At 52.0% G+C, this 25,402-nt stretch carries 20 protein-coding genes and 1 tRNA gene; 12 read left to right on the top strand and 9 right to left on the bottom strand.

Translation table 11 applies throughout. The annotated features are described in order from the left end of the window. Positions 1–15: 15 nt before the first annotated feature. Together HV243_RS18430 and HV243_RS18425 are read left to right on the top strand one after the other, a co-directional pair. Positions 16–195, top strand: a complete 180-nt coding sequence (locus HV243_RS18430; protein WP_016152134.1) for a hypothetical protein — start codon at positions 16–18, stop codon at positions 193–195. Between the two features lie 39 nt (positions 196–234). Next, positions 235–311, top strand: a tRNA-Arg gene (locus HV243_RS18425). 8 nt (positions 312–319) lie between these two features. Here HV243_RS18425 and torS read toward each other — a convergent pair. Continuing rightward, a complete protein-coding gene (gene torS / locus HV243_RS18420; protein WP_181603862.1) occupies positions 320–3,106 on the bottom strand; it encodes a TMAO reductase system sensor histidine kinase/response regulator TorS in 2,787 nt (928 codons plus the stop codon). Between the two features lie 82 nt (positions 3,107–3,188). On the opposite strand from torS, the gene torT reads away from it, so the two are divergent. After that, positions 3,189–4,220: a TMAO reductase system periplasmic protein TorT gene (gene torT, locus HV243_RS18415; RefSeq protein ID WP_047501845.1), complete on the top strand. Its 1,032-nt coding sequence runs from the start codon at positions 3,189–3,191 to the stop codon at positions 4,218–4,220. On the opposite strand, the gene torR is transcribed toward torT, so the two are convergent. Further along, positions 4,193–4,885 carry a two-component system response regulator TorR gene (gene torR, locus HV243_RS18410; protein WP_016152137.1) on the bottom strand — a complete coding sequence of 231 codons (693 nt, stop codon included), beginning with the start codon at positions 4,883–4,885 and terminating at the stop codon, positions 4,193–4,195. The two genes, torT and torR, sit on opposite strands and share 28 nt — an antisense overlap. Before the next feature lie 131 nt (positions 4,886–5,016). Here torR and torC point away from each other — a divergent pair, with 131 nt between their 5' ends. The 3 genes from torC to torD are packed head-to-tail and all read left to right on the top strand — an operon-like array spanning position 5,017 to position 9,336. Next, positions 5,017–6,195, top strand: coding sequence for a pentaheme c-type cytochrome TorC (torC, locus tag HV243_RS18405; RefSeq protein WP_053389935.1), 1,179 nt, complete (start codon positions 5,017–5,019; stop codon positions 6,193–6,195). After that, on the top strand, positions 6,185–8,725 hold the full coding sequence (torA, locus tag HV243_RS18400; RefSeq protein WP_131351901.1) for a trimethylamine-N-oxide reductase TorA: 2,541 nt from the start codon (positions 6,185–6,187) through the stop codon (positions 8,723–8,725). The genes torC and torA overlap by 11 nt, the downstream gene beginning before the upstream one ends. Continuing rightward, a complete protein-coding gene (gene torD / locus HV243_RS18395; RefSeq protein WP_016152140.1) occupies positions 8,722–9,336 on the top strand; it encodes a molecular chaperone TorD in 615 nt (204 codons plus the stop codon). Before torA ends, torD begins: the two co-directional genes overlap by 4 nt. Positions 9,337–9,576: 240 nt before the next feature. Here the strand turns inward: torD and uspF are convergent, their stop codons facing one another. Next, a complete protein-coding gene (gene uspF / locus HV243_RS18390) occupies positions 9,577–10,005 on the bottom strand; it encodes a universal stress protein UspF (protein ID WP_003021923.1) in 429 nt (142 codons plus the stop codon). A 528-nt stretch (positions 10,006–10,533) separates the two neighbouring features. On the opposite strand from uspF, the gene HV243_RS18385 reads away from it, so the two are divergent. Beyond that, positions 10,534–11,628 carry a NapC/NirT family cytochrome c gene (locus HV243_RS18385; RefSeq protein ID WP_016155916.1) on the top strand — a complete coding sequence of 365 codons (1,095 nt, stop codon included), beginning with the start codon at positions 10,534–10,536 and terminating at the stop codon, positions 11,626–11,628. A 20-nt stretch (positions 11,629–11,648) separates the two neighbouring features. Next, positions 11,649–14,093 carry a trimethylamine-N-oxide reductase 2 gene (locus HV243_RS18380; protein ID WP_047501839.1) on the top strand — a complete coding sequence of 815 codons (2,445 nt, stop codon included), beginning with the start codon at positions 11,649–11,651 and terminating at the stop codon, positions 14,091–14,093. A 69-nt stretch (positions 14,094–14,162) separates the two neighbouring features. Here the strand turns inward: HV243_RS18380 and HV243_RS18375 are convergent, their stop codons facing one another. The 6 genes from HV243_RS18375 to cusR form a co-directional block, all read right to left on the bottom strand. Beyond that, complete coding sequence (locus HV243_RS18375; protein ID WP_053389932.1) at positions 14,163–14,966, bottom strand: MBL fold metallo-hydrolase; 804 nt, start codon at positions 14,964–14,966, stop codon at positions 14,163–14,165. Positions 14,967–15,046: 80 nt separating this feature from the next. Next, positions 15,047–15,298 (bottom strand): membrane lipoprotein lipid attachment site-containing protein, encoded by a 252-nt coding sequence (locus tag HV243_RS18370; protein WP_016155920.1) that lies wholly within the window; start codon positions 15,296–15,298, stop codon positions 15,047–15,049. A gap of 14 nt (positions 15,299–15,312) precedes the next feature. Then, positions 15,313–15,819 (bottom strand): hypothetical protein, encoded by a 507-nt coding sequence (locus HV243_RS18365; RefSeq protein ID WP_053389938.1) that lies wholly within the window; start codon positions 15,817–15,819, stop codon positions 15,313–15,315. A 369-nt stretch (positions 15,820–16,188) separates the two neighbouring features. Further along, the gene (locus HV243_RS18360) at positions 16,189–16,515 is read right to left on the bottom strand and encodes a copper-binding protein (RefSeq protein WP_095715167.1); all 327 of its coding nucleotides are present in this window, start codon (positions 16,513–16,515) and stop codon (positions 16,189–16,191) included. A gap of 246 nt (positions 16,516–16,761) precedes the next feature. After that, positions 16,762–18,213: a Cu(+)/Ag(+) sensor histidine kinase gene (locus HV243_RS18355; RefSeq protein ID WP_016155923.1), complete on the bottom strand. Its 1,452-nt coding sequence runs from the start codon at positions 18,211–18,213 to the stop codon at positions 16,762–16,764. Next, complete coding sequence (cusR, locus tag HV243_RS18350; protein WP_016152149.1) at positions 18,203–18,886, bottom strand: copper response regulator transcription factor CusR; 684 nt, start codon at positions 18,884–18,886, stop codon at positions 18,203–18,205. The genes HV243_RS18355 and cusR overlap by 11 nt, the downstream gene beginning before the upstream one ends. Before the next feature lie 195 nt (positions 18,887–19,081). On the opposite strand from cusR, the gene HV243_RS18345 reads away from it, so the two are divergent. The 4 genes from HV243_RS18345 (at position 19,082) to HV243_RS18330 (ending at position 25,368) form a co-directional block, all read left to right on the top strand. Continuing rightward, the gene (locus HV243_RS18345) at positions 19,082–20,464 is read left to right on the top strand and encodes an efflux transporter outer membrane subunit (RefSeq protein ID WP_016155924.1); all 1,383 of its coding nucleotides are present in this window, start codon (positions 19,082–19,084) and stop codon (positions 20,462–20,464) included. A gap of 32 nt (positions 20,465–20,496) precedes the next feature. Next, positions 20,497–20,844 (top strand): cation efflux system protein CusF, encoded by a 348-nt coding sequence (gene cusF / locus HV243_RS18340; RefSeq protein WP_047415064.1) that lies wholly within the window; start codon positions 20,497–20,499, stop codon positions 20,842–20,844. A 76-nt stretch (positions 20,845–20,920) separates the two neighbouring features. Beyond that, entirely contained in the window at positions 20,921–22,213 is a 1,293-nt protein-coding gene (locus tag HV243_RS18335) for an efflux RND transporter periplasmic adaptor subunit (RefSeq protein WP_047415066.1), read from the top strand. Between the two features lie 11 nt (positions 22,214–22,224). Continuing rightward, positions 22,225–25,368, top strand: coding sequence for a CusA/CzcA family heavy metal efflux RND transporter (locus HV243_RS18330; protein WP_016152153.1), 3,144 nt, complete (start codon positions 22,225–22,227; stop codon positions 25,366–25,368). The last annotated feature ends 34 nt before the right edge of the window (positions 25,369–25,402 follow it).

Genomic DNA, 25,402 nt, shown 5'->3' with positions numbered 1-25,402 from the left:
AGAGGGGATAAAGGAATGTTAAGCAAAATCATAAATATTCTAAATACATGTATCCCTAAATCTGACGTTTTGCGGGCTGAGTTGTTACCAGGTGATTTCCTGGATACCTTTGAACGAGCAGAAAAAATCAACATTCGTACACTTCGCCAGCAACCGAAACAAAAGGCATTGACTCAGCAAGCGCTGACCGTATAATTCACGCGTTTCATCTGCATGAAGTAATCACTTCGCAATGCGCCCTTAGCTCAGTTGGATAGAGCAACGGCCTTCTAAGCCGTAGGTCGTAGGTTCGAATCCTACAGGGCGTACCATTTCAACGTCACTTCTGATGTTCAGCTTCTGCTAATCGCGACAAATTTTCTTTTGCCAACCACATTTCCACTTCTGTAAGACTTAGTTGTACTTCCTCTCTGAGTGAAAAATCAGCTAGCGGCTGCTGTTCAAGCGCTGCGCACATCCTGCTGGCAGAACGCATCCCCATGCTGGCGCAGCTGCTTTTTAGCTGATGTGCCAGACGTTTTATCTTCTCGTACTCACATGCTGCGCGCGCTGCGTCAATCTCATCTAATACAGGAAGGGTGTGTTGCTTAAAGAGCGCTAACCATTCGTGCACCTTTTGCCATCCCATTAGCTGGATATCCCCGGCTAATTGCTGGGTATCTAACCGTTGGTTGTCATTTTCTAATGCAGCCGGGAGAGGGGCGTTACCGTGCAGATAATGGGTAATGAGCCGACTGAGTTCATCCTGTGGAACCGGTTTTTGAATAACGCCGCGAAACAGGGGGCTGGTTCTTTGGCTTAGCGTTTCGTCGATGATGTGTGCGCTAAAGCCTATTAGCTTTAACGTCGGAAACTCGCGGGTTAACTGTTGCGCCAGCGTGATGCCGTCGATATCCGGAAGATCAAAATCAACCAGCGCGGCATTATACTGGGCGTCTTGCTGCAGTATGGTGAGCGCCGCAGCCGCACTGTCGGCAGCGGTGACCTGGGCGCCATTGAGGGTGAGCATTTCTGTACTGATGCGCTGCGTGAGGGGGTTATCCTCGATTAGCAGTAAGCGTAAACCCTGTAACGATATGGCACGTGGAACGGATTTAGCTACCGGCATCGCGCCAGCCCGTAATGGCAGACGAAGACGAAAGCAGCTTCCGACTCCCGGCGTACTGGTGACGCTCAGTTCTCCCTGCATCGCCTGCGCAAGGCTGGCACTGATAGTGAGTCCAAGCCCGGTCCCCCCACGTTTACCGCTAACCTGAACAAACGGCTGAAAAATATCGCGCTGATGGACAGAGTCAATCCCGCATCCCGTGTCCTCGACCTCAATATACCAGTCCTGATCTTTACATCGGCTACGCAGGGTGATGTGTCCGCGATCGGTAAAGCGCAGCGCGTTGTTTAATAGGTTAGTTATGATTTGCCGAATGCGGCGCGGATCGCCGCGTAGGGAGTCGGGGACATCGTCGGCAAAATCCGTAACCAGCACGACCGGGCGACCCACAACGCGACCGTGCATGAGCTGAAGCGTACTTTCCAGCAAGGGTCTGGGCTCAAAAGGTTCATCGCCGATCGCCACATTTTTTCCGCCCGCTTCGATGGCGGAATAGTCCAGGATATCGTTGAGGATGGTCAGCAGAGACTCGCCAGAGTCGGTGATTGCGCGCAGATTCTCCTGATGCTGCGCCAGAGCGGGATTGTCTGAGAGCAACTGCGCAGTGCCGAGGATCCCATACAGCGGGGTGCGTATCTCATGGCTCATGGCGGCCAGAAACGCCGATTTTGCCTGGTTGGCTTTTTCGGCTTCTGCCCGCGCCTGCCGGTGTTCCGACACCATAGAACGCAGCTCGGCGGTGCGAGCTTTTACCTGAGCGGCCAGATGTTCGCGATGGCTATTAAGGGCGTGAACGCTACCGCGAAAGGCGTCCATTAACCGACCGATGGTATCCAGTTCGCGAACGCCCGCTGTTTCCGGAAATGGGGAGTCAATATCACCTTCAAGCAGACGCTGTAACGCCTGGGTTTGCTGCGCCAACGGGCGCGTGACCGAGCGGTAAACTACGCGCCAAAGAATGAGAATTAACAAGCACAATGACACCGCACCTAACAGCAGCAGCAGCGTTTGCCCGCGCTGGCTGGTCTGTTTGAGATGCGCCAGCCCGGTCTGATTGCGTTGGCCAATGATTTCTACCAACTGACTCACTTCGCTACTGAAACGGGTAAATTGCTCGATATTGTTCTGCGATAAGATCTGTAAGCGGGTGGTGATGTCATTATCCTGACGATACAGGGCCAGCAGATCGACATAACGGCTTATCGAATTTACAGCGCCGGCAACCTGGGTGCGTACCACCGGATCTTCAATGCGTATTTGTCGGCGGTGAAGCACTCTGACGGCGGCATTAAGCTGGGTTTCCAGCGCGGCAAGGTTATTCTGCGCCTGGTTATTCCCCAGATTCATCACCATTTGCTGCACGCGTAGCGCGCTCAGGCGCAGTTCATTCATCTGGTTATAATATTCCAGATCGATATCGATAAGCCTGTCGAGAGCGTGTTCTGCCGCCTGCCCCTGATGGCTCTCAATCAAATCATAAATGCTTGCCTGCGTAGCGCCCGCCGAGGTGGCGGCATTACTGGCCTGACCGCGCGCCATTTCGGCAACGTCGGCGGTAGCCTCAACAATATGTTGGCTGAGCTGTTGCTGCCGATCGCGCAGTTTCAGACGTTCGCCAACCAACTCCCCCTGATGGCTTAACGACTGGGCGATCTCTTTTTCCTGTTGTTCAATGGCCGACGTGTCAAAGCCCTGCTCGCGCAGGGTTTTCAGTAAAGCGGTTATTTTCAGGCTTTGGGCGGTTAACATACGCCCCTGAGCCAGCCACATATTTTCATTATCTGCGGTGGTCAGATTCTGCGCGGAAAACAGTTCCCAGGCGCTGGCTTCGCTGAGCTGGCGCGCCATGTCCATGGTCGGGATCAGCGCCTGGGTATTGGCCTGCTCAACCTGGCTGACAAAACGCAGGTTATACCAGCCAACCAGCGTACTAATGAGGGTCAGTGCCGCCATCAGCCCGAAGCCTATCCACAGTCGTTTGGTCAGAGATAAATTCACTGTCGGGTCGCCACAGATTAAAAAGGTTGAGTCCAAAAGAGGAAAGCAACTAGGATAAAGCCTTATCAATGTTGAGGCTATCATGCGCGTATTGGTTTTCCTGCTTATCACACTTTTTCCCGGCTTAGGTCACGCGACCGGGTCCGCACTGCTGCGCTGGCAGGATACCCAGCAGGCAGTGCCGGAGCCGCTAACGGACGTTACTGCGAACAAAGTCTGGAAACTGTGTGCGCTGTATCCCAGCCTGAAGGATTCCTACTGGCTTTCCGTGAATTACGGCATGCTGGAGGCGGCGAAAAAATACGGCGTAAGCCTGAAGGTGCTCGAGGCGGGAGGGTATCGCCAGTTCGACACGCAAAAATCACAAATCGCTCAATGCCAGCAATGGGGCGCGGATGCCATTTTGTTGGGCAGCAGCACGACGACTTTTCCGGATTTGCAGGCACAGGTTGGCACGCTGCCGGTTATTGAGGTGGTGAATGCTATCCATGACGCAACGGTAAAAGCCCGGGTTGGGGTTCCGTGGTTCCAGATGGGTTATCAGCCTGGCCGCTATTTGGTTAAGTGGAGCGCGGGCAAACCGCTAAAGGTCTTATTATTGCCAGGACCTGATGACGCCGGGGGCAGTCGTGAGATGGTGGCCGGATTCCGTCAGGCGATTGCCGGCAGTCAGGTGCGCATCGTGGATGTGGCGTTGGGCGATAATGATATTGAAATACAGCGTAACCTGCTGCAGGAGATGCTTGAGCGTCACCCGGATGCCGACGTGGTGGCCGGTACGGCAATTGCTGCGGAAGCGGCAATGGGGGAGAAGCGCAATCAGGGCGCGCCGTTAACTGTCGTCTCTTTTTATCTGTCGCATCAGGTGTATCGCGGGCTTAAACGCGAAAGAATCATTATGGCTGCCAGCGATCAAATGGTCTGGCAAGGTGAACTGGCGATTCAGCAGGCTATCAGAGTATTACAAGGGCAGCCGGTGCCGGAAAATATCAGCCCACCGATCCTGGTGCTCACCCCGAAAAATGCCGACAGCCAGCATGTAAAGTGCTCGTTGTCACCCGGCGGATTCCGTCCTGTTTATCTGTATCAGTACACGTCGGCCGCTAAAAAATAGCCTTCCCCGTGCTGCGTTACCAGTAAATCAGCACGCAGCTTGTGGCGTAAACGGCGGATCAGTACGTCCACGGTGCGTAAGTCCGGATTGTCTACCCGTCGCGCCGAAAGCATGCGCAGTAAACGTTCGCGACTGAGAATTTCCCCCGGATTGGTGACAAACGCGACCAGCATTTCATACTCGGCGCGGGTGAGTTTGATTGCCTCGTCGCCCAGTTCCAGAGTATGACGGGAGACGTTCAAACAATACCCGGCAAACTGATAGCAGTTGTCTTTAGCCTCCGGTCGCGCCTCGCGGGCAAGGTCGATACGCCAGAGTAAATTTTTCACTCTCACCACCAGTTCACGTAGCTCTAGCGGCTTGGTGACATAATCATCAGCCCCCATTTCCAGGCCAACGATACGGTCAATTTGGTCACTACGACCCGTGACCAGGATGATCCCCACCGTTGAGCGTTCACGCAGGGCGCGGGTCAGCATTAAGCCATTTTCATCCGGGAGATTGATATCTAACAGAATAAGATCGACAGAGTGTTGTGACATGATTTCACGCAGGCCGGCTCCGCTGGCTGTGACCGAGACGTGATAACCTTCCTGTTCAAAATAAGCCTGTAATCGTGCCTGGGTAACGGGTTCATCCTCAACAATGACAATGTGATGCGACATCCTGGTTGTTGTCTCTTTCTGTTCATATCTGTTCACATTGTGCCGTAAGCCATTCATCCTGACCAGTGTTGCCGTTCACATTTGCGAAATAAGATCCTCTGTAACTAAACCATATATTTACAGGGGCTATTATGCGGAAACTATGGAGGGCGCTGCTCAGACCGAGCGCACGTTGGTCAGTGTTGGCGCTGGTCGTCATCGGGATGGTGGTCGGTATCGCGCTGATCGTCTTACCGCACGTTGGCATTAAATTAACCAGTTCAACCGAATTTTGCGTGAGCTGCCACAGCATGCAGCCGGTTTATGAAGAATATAAACAGTCTGCGCATTTTCAGAATGCCTCCGGGGTACGCGCAGAGTGTCATGATTGCCACATTCCATCCGATATCCCTGGCATGGTGAAACGTAAGCTGGAGGCCAGCAACGATATTTACCAGACCTTTGTTGCCCACTCTATTGATACTCCTGAGAAATTCGAAGCCAAACGTGCCGAGCTGGCGGAGCGCGAATGGGCGCGAATGAAGGAGAATAACTCCGCGACCTGTCGTTCCTGTCATAACTATGATGCGATGGATCACGCGAAACAGCACCCTGAAGCTGCGCGTCAGATGAAGATTGCGGCCAAGGACAATCAATCCTGTATTGACTGCCATAAAGGTATTGCGCATCAGCTTCCCGATATGAGCAGCGGTTTCCGCAAGCAGTTTGACCAGTTACGCGCCAACGCAAACGACGATGGCGAGACGCTCTATTCCCTGGACATCAAACCTATTTATGCCGCCAAAGGGGATAAAGAACCTGCGGGCTCACTGCTGCCTGCTTCTGAAGTAAAAGTGTTAAAGCGTGACGGCGACTGGCTGCAAATTGAAATTGTGGGCTGGACCGAGAGTAACGGGCGTCAGCGCGTGCTGGCGCAATTGCCAGGTAAACGCATTTTTGTGGCCTCCATTCGTGGCGACATTCAGCAGCACGTGAAAACCCTGGAGCAAACGACCGTCGCGGAAACGAACACGCAGTGGAGCAAGCTGCAGGCCACCGCCTGGATGCAGAAGGGCGATATGGTTAACGACATTAAGCCAATCTGGGCTTATGCCGACTCGCTCTATAACGGAACCTGTAACCAGTGCCACGGCGCACCTGAGAAAGAACACTTTGACGCCAACGGCTGGATTGGCACGTTGAACGGCATGATTGGATTTACCAGTCTGGATAAACGTGAAGAACGTACCTTACTGAAATATCTGCAGATGAATGCCTCTGACACCACGGACAAGCCGCATGGCGATAAGGGAGAAAGCAATGAAAAATAACGATCTCTTTCAGGCATCTCGCCGTCGTTTTCTACTGCAGTTGGGCGGCTTGACCGTCGCTGGTATGTTAGGACCTTCGCTGCTCACACCGCGCAGCGCCAACGCCGCAGAGGTGCAGGGAACTGGCGTCAAAGAGGGGATCCTGACCGGATCTCACTGGGGGGCAATCCGCGCCACCGTGGTTGATGGGCGTTTTATTGAAGCCAAACCGTTTGAGCGTGATAAGTACCCGTCAAAAATGATCGCCGGCCTGCCGGATCACGTGCATGGCGGGGCGCGTATTCGCTATCCAATGGTCCGCGTCGACTGGTTGCGTAAACGCCATCAGAGCGATACCACGCAGCGGGGAGATAACCGCTTTGTGCGCGTTTCGTGGGATGAAGCGCTGGACTTCTTCTATCAGGAGCTGGAGCGAATTCAGAAGACCTATGGCCCGAGCGCGCTGCTGACGGCCAGCGGTTGGCAATCAACCGGCATGTTCCATAACGCCTCGGGGATGCTGGCGCGCGCCATTGCGCTGCACGGCAACAGCGTAAGTACCGGGGGCGACTATTCCACTGGTGCAGCCCAGGTGATTCTGCCGCGCGTGGTCGGGTCAATGGAGGTATATGAACAGCAAACCTCATGGCCGCTGGTGCTGAAAAACAGCAAAACGATTGTGCTGTGGGGTTCCGACCTGATTAAAAACCAGCAGGCGAACTGGTGGTGCCCGGATCATGATGTTTATGAATACTACGAACAACTGAAAGAAAAAGTGGCGCGCGGCGAGATCTCGGTTATCAGTGTTGATCCGGTCATCACCTCGACGCACGACTACCTGGGCCGCGACAAGGTTAAACACGTCGCCGTGAATCCGCAGGCCGATGTGCCGCTACAGCTGGCGCTGGCGCACACACTTTATACCGAGAAGCTCTACGATAAGCATTTTCTCGATAACTACTGCGTAGGGTTTGAGCAGTTTCTGCCTTATCTGCTGGGGGAAAGTGACGGACAGCCTAAAGATGCCCAGTGGGCGGAAAAAATATGCGGGATTGATGCCGATACGATTCGTGAACTGGCGCGGCAAATGGCGGGCGGAAGAACGCAGATTATTGCCGGCTGGTGCGTCCAGCGTATGCAGCACGGGGAACAGTGGGCGTGGATGATCGTGGTGCTGGCCTCAATGCTTGGACAAATCGGCTTACCCGGCGGTGGCTTCGGCTTTGGCTGGCACTATAACGGCGCGGGCACGCCAAGCCGCAAAGGGATTATCCTGAGCGGTTTTTCTGGCTCCACCACCGTACCTCCTGTGCATGACAGCACTGATTATAAGGGGTACAGCAGCACCATCCCGATCGCGCGTTTTATCGATGCGATTCTTGAGCCGGGTAAACAAATTAACTGGAACGGCAAAACCGTCAAGTTGCCGCCGTTGAAGATGTGCGTTTTTGCCGGGACCAACCCTTTCCATCGTCACCAGCAGATCAATCGTATTATTGAGGGCTGGCGTAAGCTGGAAACCGTTATCGCCATCGATAATCAGTGGACCTCGACCTGTCGATTCGCTGACATCGTATTGCCCGCGACGACCCAGTTTGAGCGTAACGATCTTGACCAGTATGGCAACCACTCCAACCGCGGCATTATCGCCATGAAACAGTTGGTGCAGCCGCAATTTGAAGCACGTAATGATTTCGATATTTTCCGCGATCTCTGCCGCCGCTTTAATCGTGAAGAAGCCTTTACCGAAGGGCTGGATGAGATGGGTTGGCTGAAACGGATCTGGCAGGAAGGAAGCCAGCAGGGGAAAGGGCGCGGCGTTCATCTCCCCGCTTTTGACGTTTTCTGGAATCAGCAAGAGTACGTTGAGTTCGAACATCCGCAGATGTTTGTACGTCATCAGGCATTCCGCGAAGACCCCGATCTTGAGCCGCTGGGCACGCCGAGCGGTTTGATCGAAATTTTCTCGAAAACCATTGCCGGTATGCAGTATGACGACTGCCAGGGGCATCCGATGTGGTTTGAGAAAATCGAACGCTCACATGGTGGACCCGGGTCGCAGCGTTGGCCACTGCATCTGCAATCTGTTCACCCTGATTTCCGTTTGCACTCGCAGCTTTGTGAATCTGAAGCGCTGCGTAAGCATTATGCGGTAAGTGGTAAAGAGCCGGTGTTTATCAACCCGCAGGATGCCAGCGTCAGGGGGATTCGCAACGGTGATATTGTCCGTGTGTTTAACGCACGTGGACAAGTACTGGCCGGGGCGGTTGTCTCCGATCTCTACTCGCCAGGCGTGGCGCGTATTCATGAAGGTGCCTGGTACAACCCTGATAACGGCGGAGAAACTGGGGCGCTCTGTAAATACGGCAATCCAAACGTATTAACAATCGATATCGGCACGTCTCAACTGGCGCAGGCGACCAGCGCTCATACTACGCTGGTGGAAATTGAGAAATATACCGGCAAGGTGGATAACGTGACGGCGTTTAGCGGCCCGATAAAAATGGTGGCGCAGTGCGAATATGTTCCGGCGGAGAAGGTATCGTCATGATAAAACACTCTTCCCTGACAACAGAACAGATGGCCTGCGTTTACGCCTGGCTGGCGCAGTTGTTTTCCCGGGAACGGGACGATGACAGCCTGGCACTTTTGCAGTCCAGCGAAATGGCTGAGTGGTTCGCGGTGCTAAAAGGTGAACCGTCGCTTGAAGCGGAAGTCCTTCAGCTGGAGGAGAAAATTGCTGCGCTTCAGGTGCGTGAGGACGCAACCCTCGAACTGGCGGCTGATTTTTGTAGCCTGTTTCTGATGTCGGAAAAACACGCGGCGTTACCCTATGCGTCGGCCCATCTTGAAGGAGGGCCGAATTACGGGGTCATTAAACGATTGTTAGCCGATGCTGGCATGCAGGTAAGCGAAACGTTTAGCGAGTCAGCCGATCATCTGGCAATTTTTATCGAACTGCTGAGTCATCTGCATTTTTCTCTGGGAGAGTCCGGGCTTAGCCGCCAGCGTATTGATGCGCTGCGCAGAGAAACGCTGGCGGGGCTGTTACGCTGGTTACCGGAATTCACCGCCAAATGCCGCCGCTATGATGACTTTGGTTTCTACGGTGCGCTGAGTCAGCTGTTGCTGGCACTGGTCAGGCTGGATATTCAGAACTGAGTGATGGCCTAAGCCACAGAACAACGGGAATACATTCGCTCTAATGCTTGCCATTTTAACGAAAATGAATGGGCGTAATGAGTAACTGAGAGTGGGACATCCGGAGGCAATGAATCTGTTGCCTCCGGTATATTGCTACGTTTACCACTGAGGTGAACGGAACCCTGAGCAAGCATCACATGTTCTCAAGAATGCTTAACTTATAAACGTTAGTGCAAATTCGCCCCCATTTTGACCCTATCACCGCACAACCAGCACGGGACATTTTGCATGGCGTACTACGGCAGCCGCCGTTGAACCCAGCAGATAAGTGCTAAAACCAGGCTTATGTGAGGCAATGACGATAAGCTCAGCGTCTACCGCCTCCGCAAGTTTGAGGATCTGATCCTTCGGCGGGCCGTAAACGACGTGAGTCTGACTCCTGCCTGCAGGAATATTGAACTGCTTAATAATCTCTTCGAGTTTTTCGCTGGCCTTGGCCTGCAGACCGCTTCTGTCCGGGAATTCTGTTGAGTAAGCCAGCCCCAGCGAGGCATAGAACGGAACGGTAGGAATAACGGCTAAAAAGTGGACCTTAGCGGTTTTTGCATGCGCCTGGACCTGTGGAACAACATGGCGGGTTAAATCGGTTTCAGAGATATCAATGGGCACCAGAATTGAGCGATACATATTCACTACCTCCTGTTTGTTTACCTCTACCCAGAGTGTAGCGAAAATCGAATCTGTATAATAAGTGACCAGATCAAGGTTGCATGCATAAATGCGCGTCAATGATAGGTGTGTGTCACAACTCTTGTCGTGAATGTATATCTGAGCACAACCACAAGAGGGGTATCTTCATTAATACGTGTTATCACGTAATAGAAAAGGGTTCGTTTTTATGTTTTTTCATTGTATATTTTATTATATAGCGACTATTGCCAAGGGCATAATTTTAATGCCATTCAGCACTCATCAAACTTTTATTCTGACGTTTTCATGATTAATGGTTAATTAAACCTTGGATTTGGTTTAATTCTCTGAATTTAAAAAGGTATTTTATATTTAATTTCGTTCGTGTTAATTATGCGAGCGCCTTCAAACTTACCCACATGCTGATTCTCATTTCCCTCTGCGTTTGATGAATATCAATAAGTAGCCGCGTTAGGGTAATTATTGTCTACCTATTAAAGGGTATTCGTCTTGTGGGAATAAAAGATGAGAAAAATAAATAAAACCATCCTCGGGACGATGCTGCTGTGCATTGTTCTTGGTGCTGTTATCGTTTTGGCAGGGCAATGGACGTTGCACAAAACCTCAAGCACGGAATTCTGTTTATCGTGCCATACGATGCAAGCACCGTATGAGGAATATACCGGTTCGGTTCACTTTCAGAATCAGAAAGGTATTCGTGCAGAGTGTGCTGATTGTCATATCCCCCAGGGCGGCCTGGATTATCTGGTGGCTAAACTGCGGGCCTCAAAAGATGTTTATCATCAGTTCATAACCAAAAAAATCGATACCCCAGAAAAATTTGAAGAACACCGTCTGGAGATGGCGCAAACCGTCTGGGCGCAGCTAAAAGCGAGCGATTCTGCGACCTGCCGTAGCTGTCACAGCATGGACGCGATGGATCTTGCCGCACAAAGCGCGGAGGCCCAGAAAATGCACAAAATGGGCATTGAGGAAAAGCAAACCTGTATTGATTGCCACAAAGGCGTCGCCCATTTCCCACCTGAAATAAAAATGGATGACAGCGCGCTCAAAGGGCTTGAAGCGCAGTCCGCCTCCACCCCTGCTTCGGCAACAGAGCTTTATGCCGTAAGCAACACCGCGCTGGGCGATTTGGGAACCGTTTACCCGGCAACAAAAATGCAGGTTCTGAAAACAACGGACAATACGCGACAGGTCGAGATTCGCGGTAGCCAGATGCAGGGAAATGAACAGGTCATTTACTACGCGGCAGGACAGCGTTTGATTCTTGCCAGCCTGAGTGAAAAAGGTCAGCAATCGCTGAAGATCCTCTCCGACTGGAAAAAAGATGATTACGGCAATGTGTGGCGAGATGTCGTGCTGCAGGGTGAATGGAGCGGTTCCGCTCTCGCCAGCCGTGAACCGATGTGGGATTACGCACGCAAACTCGACAATGTGTACTGCGCGGGCTGCCATGCGCCAATTCCGGCGAATCATTTCACGCTCAACGCCTGGCCTTCAGTAGCAAAAGGGATGGGCGCTCGCACCAATATCAGTGAAAACGAACTGGATATCCTGAGCCGTTACTTCCAGTACAACGCTAAAGACATGAACAAATAAGCGATAAATCAGGAGAAATCATGAAACTCACAAGACGTGACTTTATTAAGACGGCCGGCGCGGCAACCGGGACAATGGCGATTTCTTCGGTGATCCCAATGCCGGCCTGGGCCGAAGGCCAAAATGGCGGAGCGATTCTGACGGCAGCGCGTTGGGGCGCGGTATACGTGGAAGTAAAAGATGGCAAAGTGGTTTCCTCAAAAGGCGCGTTGCCTAAAACGGTGCCGAACTCGTTACAGCAAACCGCGCCGGATCAGGTCCATACCAATATCCGCGTAAAATATCCGATGGTGCGCAAAAGCTATCTGGAAAACCCGGGTAATGCGGATGGTAAACGTGGAAGCGATCCTTTCGTGCGGGTTAGCTGGGAGCAGGCACTGAAACTGATACATGAGCAGCATAGCCGGATCCGTAGCAGCTATGGCCCAGCGTCGATATTTGCTGGTTCTTATGGTTGGCGCTCCAGCGGCGTTCTGCATAAAGCGCAAACCTTACTGCAACGCTATATGAGCATGGCCGGTGGTTACGCAGGTCATACCGGAGATTATTCAACCGGTGCCGCGCAGGTGATCATGCCTTACGTTGTGGGATCGGTTGAAGTCTATGAGCAGCAAACCACCTGGCCGATGGTGCTTGAGCACAGTCAGGTCGTGGTGCTGTGGGGGATGAACCCGCTCAATACCCTCAAGATTGCCTGGAGCAGCACGGATGAACAGGGGATTGAATACTTTAATCTGCTGAAGAAATCAGGGAAAAGCGTCATCGCCATCGATCCGATGCGTTCCGAAACCATTGAGTTCTTTGGTGATAATGCAACCTGGATTGCGCCACATATGGGGACCGATGTGGCGATGATGTTAGGGATCGCCCATACGCTGGTGAAGAAAAATCTCCATGACAAAGCCTTCCTGGAAAAATACACCACTGGATATCCGCAATTTGAAGAGTATTTGCTCGGCAAGAGCGACAAAATAGAGAAAACCGCCGAGTGGGCTTCCGGCGTGTGCGGCGTGCCTGCTGAGCAACTGGAGAAGCTGGCGGAAATTTTCTCCAGCAATCAAACCATGCTCATGGCGGGTTGGGGGATTCAGCGCCAGCAATACGGTGAGCAAAAACACTGGATGCTGGTGACTCTGGCGGCGATGCTGGGGCAAATTGGTACCGAAGGCGGTGGTTTCGGGTTCTCTTATCACTATTCCAACGGCGGTAACCCAACGCGTACCGGGGGAGTATTGCCAGCCATCTCCGCCCAAATTGAGGGTGGGTCATCTGCGGGTAACGACTGGGCGGTTTCCGATGCGGTGATCAGCCTGCCGGTAGCGCGAATTGTCGAAGCGCTGGAAAATCCAGGCGGCAAATATCAGCATAACGGTAAAGAGCAAACCTTCCCGGATATCAAAATGATCTGGTGGGCGGGCGGCGCTAACTTTACCCATCATCAGGATACTAACCGTTTAATCAAAGCCTGGCAGAAGCCTGAACTGGTTGTCATCTCTGAGTGCTACTGGACCGCAGCGGCCAAACATGCCGATATAGTTCTGCCGATAACCACGTCGTTTGAGCGCAACGATCTGACCATGACCGGTGATTACAGTAACCAACATCTGGTACCGATGAAGCAGGTCATTGAGCCGCAGTTTGAAGCACGCAGTGATTTTGACGTATTTGCCGATCTGGCGGAGATGCTCAAGCCTGGCGGTAAGGCGGTCTACACCGAGGGCAAAGATGAAATGGCGTGGCTGAAGCAGTTCTATGATGCCGCACAAAAAGCCGCCCGCGCCCAGCGTATCGCCATGCCTCAGTTCAACGCGTTTTGGCAGCAAAACAAACTGATCGAAATGCGTGAGAATGAAAAGAATAACAAATATGTACGCTACGCGGATTTCCGTAGCGATCCGGTGATGAATGCGCTTGGAACGCCGAGCGGTAAGATAGAAATCTACTCAAAAACGATTGAAGGCTATCAATACAAAGATTGTCCGCCGCATGCGTCATGGATTGAACCCGATGAATGGAAAGGAACTGCGGATAAAGATCAACTGCAGCTACTGACGGCGCACCCGGCACATCGTCTGCATAGTCAGTTGAACTACGCTTCGCTGCGCAAAGAGTACGCGATTGCCAATCGTGAGCCGGTAACGATTCACCCGGATGATGCGAAAGCCAGAGGTATTGCCGAGGGCGATTTGGTACGCGTATGGAATGCGCGTGGACAGGTGCTGGTGGGGGCACACATCAGTGACGGTATCAAACCGGGAATTATCTGTATCCATGAAGGCGCATGGCCAGATATTGAGAACGGTATCTGCAAAAATGGCGGCGCGAACGTGCTGACGGCGGATATCCCAACCTCAAGGCTGGCGAATGGCTGCGCGGGGAATACCAGCCTGGTATACGCAGAAAAATTCACCGGCGAAGCGCCAAAACTCACCGTCTTTGATGAGCCAGCAATCGTCACTCTGTAATGATGGTTGAAAAGCGGGGGCCGTAAGGCTCCCGCTTTTTATTGCTGGTATGGCAATGTCTTACCGCCGTTACTCTGCCAGCACAATCACATCTCCCGTTGCCGGGGCGCCAGTTCCCGGTAGCCACAATCGACCCCACGAACCGGTGCAATGACAGCCGAGTAGTTTTTCTGGTTGTTGTTGCTTAATAAATTGTCGGGTTCGCCATAGCTTAGCGGGGGAGGCAGTGCGTAAATGGAACCCACCGACGAGGGCGTAAATTTGGTTAACGCCGGTGATGTTTTGGCAATGGCGTACGATATTCTCTATTCCCCGATGCCCGCATCCGGTAATGATGACTAACCCGCGATCAGATTTATAGATCAATACGCCTTCGTCGCTGATGTAATCCGGTTGAGGTGTTTTCTCGCTAATAACGCCATAGGCCTGTGGAGTGGCGACACTAATTTCCCCGGACCACAAAAATCGATCGCTGATCGCCAACGGTTCACGGGTGTATTCCATGATTAGTCGAGAGTAGTCGTTATCACGCGAGAGTTTTTTTATTTTTCTTGGCGTTCCCGCCAGGGTTATTGAGGCATACCGTTCGCAGGCTATTTGGGGATGGCAAATGATACGACTGTTATCCGCCAGCCACGGCACGCCGCCACAGTGATCGTAATGGCCGTGCGAAAGAACCACGGCGGTCAATTGCGTCAGGTCTACGCCCATTTGCGCGGCGTTAAGTATGAAGCTGTCGTCCGGGCCGGTATCAAATAGTATGGTGGTGGTTTCATCCTGAACTAACAGACTTAATCCAGGCTTTGCCCGTAATGATTTATCTGCGCTCGCAGCGCGCCTGTTTTCAAGCAATACCGTGAGGGTTAATGCCATGCCTGACTCCAGTATTAAAACGGCATACTGTAATACATGACCGTTGAGAGCGCTGTGATCGCAGCGCTCTTTGTGCTGACTTAGCGGTGATAGTAATGGCCGTCATCATCGGAGTGATGGTGACGATGCCGCCACGCATGCTGGTTCTCCCTTTGCTCGCGCTCCTGGCGTTCATGCTCTTTATCACGGTTGGCTTCACGATTTTTGTGATTAGCGATCGCCGTGGCAACTGCTGCGGCCCCAATACCAGCAGCGGCTGCAGAAAGATAAGGATGTTCGGCACAACCCGACAGACTAGCCATAATAACCAACGTGGAAATCAGTTTTTTCATTGTGGCGGTATCCGTTACTCGCGCACAATTTTGCCATCATTCCCGGCATCGCTGTCATTCCAGCTACCGCGACCATTCGTTTTAATGGTGTAAGTGGCATAGCCGACACGGAAGGTCATCGTATCCTGATAGGTATTTACGTCACGCACTTCATTACCATTGACGTACACGCTGGAACCCTCGACGTGAATATCAACGCTGCGTTGACCATTGGCAAATTTGGCTACGTAATTTCCGCTGAATTTGCCGTAAATATCGGCATTATCGTGGTTATCCCGGTCAGCGGTATTTTGCTGCTCTTCACCATGATGATGATGACGGCTCTGCTGGCTGTTGCCGTTCTCAATAAAACCATGATCGCGGTTCCACTGATAGGATTTATTGATATCGCAGCCATTGAGTTCACTCATTTGTGTACAACCTGAATGTTCATACTTTTTCTGCATTGCCGGGGTAATTGCGCATGCTGTTGTGGCCGTTGTCAGGCCGAGGACAAAGAGGGTCAGCAGACGTTTTTTCATTTTTTTGCTCACTATCATCATTAAGTTTATTTATAGGAATACGAACTGTTCGAATGTCATGTTTACGACGACGGCAGTCTCCCATTAAATATTAATGACGCATACCAGGGGGAATCCTAATTTATATTAATGGTGAGAGCGTGGGGGCTGTAATATGCAACATTACAAGCAGGTGAATTACGTGTTTTATACAAGTGAGATAAAGCGCTTAATTATATTTACTTTTTAATGAAGTGTTTAAAGAAATATTAATATTGACATTAACGGCAGGAACGCAGGCTTGTAAATGTACAGGCCTGCGTGGCGCGTTTTGTCCGCAATATTCATACATAGCGTATTGATGGACATTTTATTCAACACAGGGCAACGTTACCCTTGCGAGGGGATCTGTGCGCGGTGCTGCCTGGCCTGAACCTCATGGGCATATGAATGACCGTTATTCACTGACTGGTGAACGACCATCGCTTTTTCATGTTTATTCATTTGTGAAAAAGGGCGTGCCTGGGATAGTGTTGACGTTGAATTATTCGTCTGCGCAACGTGTTCTTGCGCCATTTGTTGATGTGCAGGGGCACTGCTGTTATTCATCATTTCATGGGCTGCTGCGGCCTGCTGATGCATTTTGGGTGTATCTGCCGCATTAACGCCAGCTGAAATAAAAAACGCGATAGCGAAAATAGAGGATATCTTATTCATCATATTTCTCCTGTTTGGGTTTACGGAAGAAATTATAATTGGTGAGGGCTGTCAGCGGCGTGACAGGACTATGACGGTTATGTCAGAGAATCGGTGATGATATATATCGTTCATACTTCAAGCTGCATATGCGTTGGCTGCGCTCGTTCACCCCAGTCATTTACTTAAGTAAGTGACTGGGGATTCCCTCTCTTGCCGCCTTCCTGCAACTCGAATTGTTTAAGGTATCAACGCCATTACCATAAATTACATCGCATGCTTGGGCAGCGTCAGAATAAAACGGGTGGCAAGCTGATCGGATGTCACCGAGACTTTCCCCTGATGGGCGATAACAATCGATTTCACAATCGCCAGGCCAATACCGCTGCCTTCGCCTTTACGCTGTCGCGAAGGGTCAACCCGATAAAACCGATCAAATAGCCGCGATAGATGCTGTGGGGGAATGGGGGGGCCGGGATTTTCCACGACTATCTGGACCAGGCCATCCGCCTCTTTCACCCGCACGGTTACCGACTCGCCTTTTGGCGTGTAGCGCATGGCATTTGAAAGCAGATTACTCATTGCCCGGCGTAGCATTAACGGATCGCCTGAAACCCAGCATGCGCGTCCTTCAAAACGTAAGCCAACCTCGCGCTCTTCTGCCCAGGCTTCGAAAAAGTCGAACACTTTACCAACCTCATCGGCCAGATTAAGCGCTGTCTTTTCCGGGATAAGCTGATTGTTGTCTGCCTGCGCCAGAAACAGCATGTCGCTTACCATTTTCGACATACGACCAAACTCTTCAAGATTGGAATACAGCACGTCTTCCAGCTCTTTTTGGCTACGGGTTTGGCTGAGCGCAATTTCCGTTTGTGTGACCAGGTTGGTTATTGGCGTGCGGATCTCATGGGCAATATCCGCCGAGAAGTTCGACTGACGTTTAAATACATCCTCGATGCGTTCGATCATGTGATTAAACGAACTTACCAGTTGTTCCAGTTCAATAGGGACCGCTTGCGGATCGAGGCGCACATCAAGATCTTTTGAGGTGATATTTTGGATGCGCCGACTGACATTACGGATCGGTTCATGGCCTTTATACACAGCGAACAGCACGATAAATACAATCATCATGCTAATCAGCGATGCCGTCATAATCAGTTTGTTTTTCAGGTCGTTAATATAGTGCAGATGAAAATCGATCGATAACGCCAGATACAGCGTATACGCCGCTTTTCCATCAGTCAGCTTTCCTACCGGCAGGCGAATCATTCGCCAGTTAGACGACGTTTTTTGTCCGTGAATATGTTTGGCCGTTTGCAGTGTTGGGCCGGATATAATAAAAACATCGCTGGCATGGGCATTTTTATCCGGTCTTGCGCTGGCGATAAATTGCCGGAGATCCGGCGCATTTGGCGAATGAAAAATGGCTTTCTGCTTACTGTCTTCCAGAGAAATAATGACGTTCGAGTAGCCCTCAACCACGTTTTTTAGCGTTTCCAGACGGCGTGATTCCGGCTCGTTGGGTTGGTTAATAATCCGCTCCAGCGTGGCGCTGATCTCTTGTAAATCATTGATGTCCTGCTCGGCGAAATGGACCTTCACGGAGTGGATCATTATCCATGCAAAGGCGAAAAATGAAGCGATCGTCGCCAGACTGATAAAAAAGGTCAGTCGTGTCGCCAGCGAAAAAGGGCGCCGCCATCGTTTACTGGGCATCAGGAACCTCAAGCATATATCCCACGCCGCGTACGGTCTGAATCAGTTTCGGCTCAAAATCGTTATCAATTTTGGCGCGCAGACGCTTAACGGCGACGTCGATGGCATTGGTATCGCTGTCAAAATTCATATCCCAAACCTGGGAGGCGATCAGCGAGCGGGGTAAAACTTCCCCTTGATGACGCAGGAAAAACTCAAGCAGCGTAAACTCTTTGCTGGTCAGGGTAATACGCGTCCCGCTGCGGGTGACTTTTCTGCTGACCAGATCGACCATTAAATCCGCGACCTGAAACTGGCTTTCGACAATCACCGCCGCACCCCGGCGCAGCAGCGTTCTGACCCGCGCCAGCAGTTCGGCGAAGGCGAACGGTTTGACCAGATAATCATCAGCGCCTAATTCCAGACCCTTAACCCGATGTTCAATGGTACCCAGCGCGGTGAGGAGAAGAATGGGCATCCCTTTGTTAGCGGAACGCAGCATCCGTACGATATCCCAGCCGTTTACATCCGGCAGCATGATGTCGAGTATGAGCAGGTCGTAATCGCCGGTCATCGCCAGGTGATACCCGTTCAGGCCGTTATCCGCTAAATCCACGACAAAACCCGCTTCCGTCAGGCCTTTCGTCAGGTATTCACCGGTTTTTTTCTCATCTTCGACTATCAACACCTTCATCGCATTCTCCTTCTCACACGGGTTGTGCGGACTTTCAATTCTAGGGAAGCGGGATCGGATAGCAATCGGTTATTGGGAAAATGACAGTTTTGTCATTTTCCTGTCACCGCTTAAACAGAGTCACTTCGTTAAAGTACAACACTATAAATTCCTACATTTTTTAGGGCCATCAGTCCGGTCAGGACGAGAAGAACTATGAGCAAATTTAAGCTTCTTACCCTCAGCGCTGTATTCGTTCTCGCCGGTTGTTCATTGGCGCCGGACTATCAGCGTCCGACATTGCCTGTGCCGCAGCAATTCTCCTTAAGCCAGAACGCCCTGGTTTCTGCACCGGTGGGATATCAGGACACGGGCTGGCGGAGCTTCTTCGTTGACTCCCAGGTAAAGGCGCTGATTGGCGAGGCGCTGGTCAATAACCGCGATTTACGTATGGCAGTGCTAAAAGTTCAGGAAGCGAGAGCGCAATATGGCGTCACGGATGCTGACCGCTATCCGCAAATCACGGCAGGTTCCAGCGGTACTTACAGCGGCAAATTAAAAGGCGATAGCAGCACCGATCGTGAATTCGAAGCTGGACTCAATCTCAGTTTCGATCTGGACTTCTTTGGTCGGCTAAAGAATATGAGTGAAGCCGAGCGGCAGAACTTCTTTGCCAGCGAAGAGGCGCGTCGGGCGGTGCACATCTCATTAATCTCCAACGTATCGCAAAGTTATTTCAATCAGCGTCTGGCTTATGCACAACTGCAAATTGCCGAAGAAACGCTGCAAAACTATCAGCGTTCTTACGCTTTTGTTGAGAAGCAGTTGCTGACCGGAAGCACCAACGTACTGGCGCTGGAACAGGCGCGGGGCGTGATTGAAAGCACGCGCAGCGAAATCGCGAAGCGTAAAGGTGAACTGGCGCAGGCCAACAACGCGCTGCAACTGTTGCTGGGTACGTACGGGAAATTACCCAACGACCAGATGCGCAGCAGCGGGGATATTAAACCAGTAACGCTGCCGCCATCGCTCTCGTCGCAAATCCTGTTGCAGCGCCCGGATATTTTGGAAGCTGAACACGGATTAATGGCGGCGAATGCCAATATCGGCGCCGCACGAGCAGCGTTTTTCCCGTCGATTACCTTGACCAGTTCGGTTTCCAGCAGCAGCAGCGATCTTTCCAGCTTATTTAATGCGACCAGCGGCATGTGGAATTTTGTCCCCAAAATAGATATTCCCATTTTTAACGCCGGACGTAATCAGTCCAATCTCGACCTCGCTGAAATTCGCCAACAGCAGTCGGTGGTGAATTACGAACAAAAAATTCAGAACGCGTTTAAAGAGGTGGCGGATGCGCTGGTGTTGCGCCAAAGCATTGCCGATCAAATTAGCGGTCAGCAGCGCTACCTGACGTCATTGCAAATCACCTTACAACGCGCCAGAGCGCTTTATCAAAATGGTGCGGTTAGCTACATCGAAGTACTGGACGCCGAACGTTCTTTATTCGCTACGCAGCAATCGCTGCTCGATCTTAATTACGCCCAACAGGTTAATGAAATTAAGCTGTTTGCTGCCTTAGGCGGCGGTTGGGTGGAGTAATCCTTAATATTAACTTTTCAGGAGCATCAAGTATGAATACTACCGCCAAAGCCGTGTTGTTTAGCTTTTTCTCTGTGGTCATGTTTAACGCTCAGGCCAATGAGCATCAGCATGGCGAGATGATGAACATGCAGCCAGCGGCCCAACAGGAAGACGTCATTAGCGCCACCGGGGTGATTGAAGCTATTGATAAAGAAAGTAAAAAAATCACGATCAAGCATGATCCCATTGCCGCGGTGAACTGGCCTGCCATGACGATGCGTTTTACGCGGGTTGCCGACACCAAGGCTGACGATATTAAACCCGGCGATAAGGTTGCGTTTACGTTTGTTCAGCAGGGAAATATCTCTGTGTTACGCGATATTCACATCAGTAAATAACGTTCTCGCTGGTCTCTTTTATTCTTGCCCGGATTCTTCGAAATTCGGGTGAGACTATCGCGCAATGGAAATCACTATGGCGTCTTTAAATATTAAAAATACCGCGCTTATTCTCGCTGGCATGATTGCCGGTGGGGTTATTTCTGTCGGTATTTATACTTATTATTCATCAGCAAACGTAACGGCTGAAACCGGGCAGGCTTCGCAAAAAGAAGCCAGAAAAGTGTTGTTCTGGTATGACCCCATGTACCCGAACACGCGCTTTGATAAGCCGGGTAAATCACCGTTTATGGATATGGATCTGATCCCCAAATATGCCGATGAAGAGACCGCGAGCGCGTCAGCGCCTGGCGTGCGTATCGATCCCACTCAGACCCAAAATTTGGGTCTGAAAACAGAACCTGTGCGCCGTGGCCCGCTGCACTATGCGCAAACTTTCCCGGCTAACGTTAGCTATAACGAATACCAGTTTGTTATTGTCCAGGCTCGCTCAGCAGGCTTTATCGAGAAGGTTTACCCGCTAACCGTGGGCGACAAAATTAAGCAAGGTGCGCCGCTTATCGATCTGACGATTCCCGACTGGGTTGAGGCGCAGAGCGAATATTTGTTACTGCGGGAGACCGGCGGCAGTGCGACGCAGGTGGAAGGGATTCTGGAGAGATTACGTCTGGCCGGTATGCCGGAAGCGGATATTCAGCGCTTAAAATCGACGCGTAAAATTCAGACCCGCTTTACCCTGAAAGCCCCTATTGATGGGGTGATTACCGCATTCGATTTGCGTACCGGCATGAACATTTCCAAAGACAATGTGGTTGCGAAAATTCAGGGGATGGACCCGGTATGGGTCAGCGCGTCGGTCCCGGAATCTATCGCCTGGCTGATCAAAGACGCCTCGCAATTTACCATCACCGTGCCCGCCTGGCCGGATAAGCCTTTCACCATTAGCAAGTGGAATATCTTACCTAGTGTCGATGCCACCACGCGTACGCTGCAGATCCGTTTGCAGGTCAATAACCCTGATGAGGCGCTCAAGCCGGGGATGAATGCTTACCTGCAACTGAAAACGCAAAGTGAACCGATGCTGCTGATCCCCTCAAAGGCGTTGATTGATACAGGCACCGAGCAACGGGTGATCACCGTCGATAACGAAGGTCGATTTGTACCGAAGCAGGTTGCGGTATTCCATGAATCTCAAGGGCTGACGGCTATCCGCTCAGGCCTGACTGAAGGTGAAAAAGTGGTGTCCAGTGGTCTGTTCCTGATTGATTCCGAGGCGAATATCTCTGGCGCACTGGATCGTATGCGCGCGCAGAACAGTGGTGCGCAAGACGCATCCGCAAAGCCAGCCCAGGCGACCCATTCACACTGAGGACATGATAAATGATTGAATGGATTATCCGCCGTTCGGTGGCAAACCGTTTTCTGGTGATGATGGGGGCGCTGTTTCTCAGTATCTGGGGAACCTGGACCATCATTAATACCCCGGTTGATGCGTTGCCCGATCTCTCTGATGTTCAGGTGATCGTCAAAACCAGCTATCCAGGGCAGGCACCGCAAATCGTTGAAAATCAGGTGACTTACCCGCTGACCACCACCATGCTGTCGGTACCGGGCGCGAAGACCGTGCGTGGTTTCTCGCAGTTTGGTGATTCCTATGTGTACGTCATTTTCGAAGATGGCACCGATCCTTACTGGGCGCGCTCGCGCGTACTGGAGTATCTCAACCAGGTTCAGGGAAAATTACCGGCAGGGGTCAGCGCGGAGATGGGACCGGACGCCACGGGCGTCGGCTGGATCTTTGAATATGCGCTGGTCGATCGCAGCGGTAAACACGATCTGGCAGAGTTACGTACTCTTCAGGACTGGTTTTTAAAGTATGAGTTAAAAACGATTCCGAACGTGGCAGAGGTGGCCTCGGTAGGCGGCGTGGTTAAACAGTACCAGGTTGTTATCGACCCGATGAAGCTGACGCAATATGGCATCAGCCTGGCGGAGGTGAAATCTGCACTGGATACGTCGAATCAGGAGGCGGGCGGCTCGTCTGTTGAGATGGCTGAAGCGGAATATATGGTCCGTGCCAGTGGGTATCTACAAACGCTTGATGACTTCAATAATATCGTCCTGAAAACAGGGGCCGACGGTGTACCTGTTTACCTGCGCGATGTCGCGCGTGTGCAAATTGGGCCGGAAATGCGCCGTGGGATCGCCGAACTGAATGGTGAAGGCGAAGTGGCGGGCGGGGTGGTAATTCTGCGTTCCGGTAAAAATGCGCGTGAAGTGATCTCCGCCGTTAAAGCCAAACTCGACACGCTGAAAAGCAGCCTGCCGGAAGGCGTTGAGGTAGTTACAACATACGATCGCAGTCAGCTCATCGATCGCGCTATTGATAACCTGAGCTATAAGCTGCTGGAAGAGTTTATCGTTGTTGCGCTGGTGTGTGCGCTGTTCCTGTGGCATCTGCGTTCGGCGCTGGTAGCGATTATTTCCCTGCCGCTGGGACTGTGTATCGCGTTTATCGTGATGCATTTCCAGGGGCTGAACGCCAATATCATGTCGCTTGGGGGCATTGCCATTGCCGTCGGGGCGATGGTCGATGCCGCGATCGTGATGATTGAAAACGCCCATAAGCGGCTCGAAGAGTGGGGACATCAGCATCCGGATGAAAAACTGGATAACGCAACGCGCTGGAAGGTTATTACCGATGCCTCGGTAGAGGTCGGTCCGGCATTGTTCATCAGCTTGCTGATTATCACCCTGTCGTTTATCCCTATTTTCACGCTCGAGGGGCAAGAGGGGCGACTGTTCGGCCCGCTGGCGTTCACCAAAACGTATGCCATGGCAGGCGCGGCGTTTCTGGCTATTGTCGTCATTCCGATCCTGATGGGATTCTGGATCCGTGGCAAAATTCCGGCGGAAAGCAGTAACCCGCTTAACCGTTTCCTGATCCGTATTTATCATCCGCTGTTGTTGAAGGTGCTGCATTGGCCTAAAACCACCCTGCTGGTGGCGGTGCTTTCAATACTGACGGTTATCTACCCGCTGAATAAAGTCGGTGGTGAATTCCTGCCGCAGATTAACGAAGGCGATCTACTGTATATGCCGTCAACCCTACCGGGGATTTCGGCGGCGCAGGCGGCGGATATGCTGCAAAAAACCGACAAGCTGATCATGACCGTTCCGGAAGTGGCGCGTGTGTTTGGTAAAACCGGTAAGGCGGAAACCGCAACGGATTCCGCGCCGCTGGAAATGGTCGAAACAACGATCCAATTGAAGCCGCAGGATCAGTGGCGTCCGGGGATGACGATGGACAAAATCATCGCCGAACTCGACAAAACCGTGCGCTTGCCAGGGCTGGCGAACCTGTGGGTTCCGCCTATTCGTAACCGTATCGACATGCTTTCTACCGGCATCAAAAGCCCGATTGGGATAAAGGTGTCAGGTAACGTTCTGGCTGATATCGACGCCACGGCGGAACAAATCGAAGAGGTAGCCAGAACCGTGCCGGGCGTCGCTTCGGCGCTGGCTGAGCGGCTGGTGGGCGGGCGCTATATTAATGTGGACATTAATCGGGAGAAAGCAGCCCGCTACGGTATGACCGTCGGCGCGGTACAGTTGTTTGTCACCTCCGCGGTCGGAGGCGCGATGGTGGGCGAAACGGTGGAAGGGATTGCACGTTATCCGATTAACCTTCGCTATGCGCAGAGCTATCGTGATAGCCCGGAAGCGCTGCGTAATCTGCCCATTCTGACGCCCATGAAGCAGCAAATCACGCTGGCTGATGTTGCAGATGTGACAGTGGTTTCTGGTCCGTCGATGTTGAAAACCGAAGATGCGCGACCCACCAGCTGGATTTATATCGACGCCCGCGACCGTGACATGGTTTCGGTGGTGAACGATCTGAAAAAAGCGATCGCTGAAAACGTACAGTTAAAGCCGGGGACCAGCGTGGCGTTTTCCGGGCAGTTCGAGCTGCTTGAACGCGCCAGCCATAAGCTCAAACTGATGGTGCCGATGACGCTGATGATTATCTTCGTCCTGCTTTATCTGGCTTTCCGTCGCTTTGGTGAAGCGCTGCTGATTATTACCAGCGTGCCCTTTGCGCTGGTAGGGGGGATCTGGTTTCTCTACTGGATGGGGTTCCATATGTCGGTTGCGACCGGAACCGGGTTTATCGCCCTGGCCGGTGTTGCCGCGGAGTTTGGCGTAGTGATGCTGATGTACTTGCGCCATGCTATTGAAGCCGAGCCTGCGCTGGAAAATCCGCAAACCTTTACGGCGGATAAGCTGGATGAAGCGTTGTATCACGGCGCGGTGCTGCGTGTGCGTCCGAAAGCGATGACCGTGGCGGTGATTATCGCGGGCCTGTTGCCAATCTTGTGGGGGACAGGGGCGGGCTCAGAAGTGATGAGCCGCATTGCCGCGCCAATGATTGGCGGCATGATTACCGCGCCATTGCTGTCGCTGTTTATTATTCCGGCAGCTTATAAGCTGATGTGGCTGCACAGGCATCGCAGCCAAAAGTAGTGCCTTGAAGCGCTCGCCTGCGTCGGTTTTGTTG

Origin of the sequence: Citrobacter sp. RHBSTW-00599 (assembly GCF_013784065.1) — a bacterium.
GTDB lineage: Bacteria > Pseudomonadota > Gammaproteobacteria > Enterobacterales > Enterobacteriaceae > Citrobacter > Citrobacter braakii.
Note: the sequence above shows the minus strand (reverse complement) of the source record. Positions and strands in the feature narration are given on the sequence as shown.

Excerpts from the sequence above, each read along its gene's own strand:
- HV243_RS18430 (WP_016152134.1), top strand. The coding sequence starts at position 16 with ATGTTAAGCAAAATCATAAATATTCTAAATACATGTATCCCTAAATCT.
- torT (WP_047501845.1), top strand. The coding sequence starts at position 3,189 with ATGCGCGTATTGGTTTTCCTGCTTATCACACTTTTTCCCGGCTTAGGT.
- torR (WP_016152137.1), bottom strand. The coding sequence starts at position 4,885 with ATGTCGCATCACATTGTCATTGTTGAGGATGAACCCGTTACCCAGGCA.
- torC (WP_053389935.1), top strand. The coding sequence starts at position 5,017 with ATGCGGAAACTATGGAGGGCGCTGCTCAGACCGAGCGCACGTTGGTCA.
- torA (WP_131351901.1), top strand. The coding sequence starts at position 6,185 with ATGAAAAATAACGATCTCTTTCAGGCATCTCGCCGTCGTTTTCTACTG.
- torD (WP_016152140.1), top strand. The coding sequence starts at position 8,722 with ATGATAAAACACTCTTCCCTGACAACAGAACAGATGGCCTGCGTTTAC.
- uspF (WP_003021923.1), bottom strand. The coding sequence starts at position 10,005 with ATGTATCGCTCAATTCTGGTGCCCATTGATATCTCTGAAACCGATTTA.
- HV243_RS18385 (WP_016155916.1), top strand. The coding sequence starts at position 10,534 with ATGAGAAAAATAAATAAAACCATCCTCGGGACGATGCTGCTGTGCATT.
- HV243_RS18380 (WP_047501839.1), top strand. The coding sequence starts at position 11,649 with ATGAAACTCACAAGACGTGACTTTATTAAGACGGCCGGCGCGGCAACC.
- HV243_RS18375 (WP_053389932.1), bottom strand. The coding sequence starts at position 14,966 with ATGGCATTAACCCTCACGGTATTGCTTGAAAACAGGCGCGCTGCGAGC.
- HV243_RS18370 (WP_016155920.1), bottom strand. The coding sequence starts at position 15,298 with ATGAAAAAACTGATTTCCACGTTGGTTATTATGGCTAGTCTGTCGGGT.
- HV243_RS18365 (WP_053389938.1), bottom strand. The coding sequence starts at position 15,819 with ATGAAAAAACGTCTGCTGACCCTCTTTGTCCTCGGCCTGACAACGGCC.
- HV243_RS18360 (WP_095715167.1), bottom strand. The coding sequence starts at position 16,515 with ATGAATAAGATATCCTCTATTTTCGCTATCGCGTTTTTTATTTCAGCT.
- HV243_RS18355 (WP_016155923.1), bottom strand. The coding sequence starts at position 18,213 with ATGCCCAGTAAACGATGGCGGCGCCCTTTTTCGCTGGCGACACGACTG.
- cusR (WP_016152149.1), bottom strand. The coding sequence starts at position 18,886 with ATGAAGGTGTTGATAGTCGAAGATGAGAAAAAAACCGGTGAATACCTG.
- HV243_RS18345 (WP_016155924.1), top strand. The coding sequence starts at position 19,082 with ATGAGCAAATTTAAGCTTCTTACCCTCAGCGCTGTATTCGTTCTCGCC.
- cusF (WP_047415064.1), top strand. The coding sequence starts at position 20,497 with ATGAATACTACCGCCAAAGCCGTGTTGTTTAGCTTTTTCTCTGTGGTC.
- HV243_RS18335 (WP_047415066.1), top strand. The coding sequence starts at position 20,921 with ATGGCGTCTTTAAATATTAAAAATACCGCGCTTATTCTCGCTGGCATG.
- HV243_RS18330 (WP_016152153.1), top strand. The coding sequence starts at position 22,225 with ATGATTGAATGGATTATCCGCCGTTCGGTGGCAAACCGTTTTCTGGTG.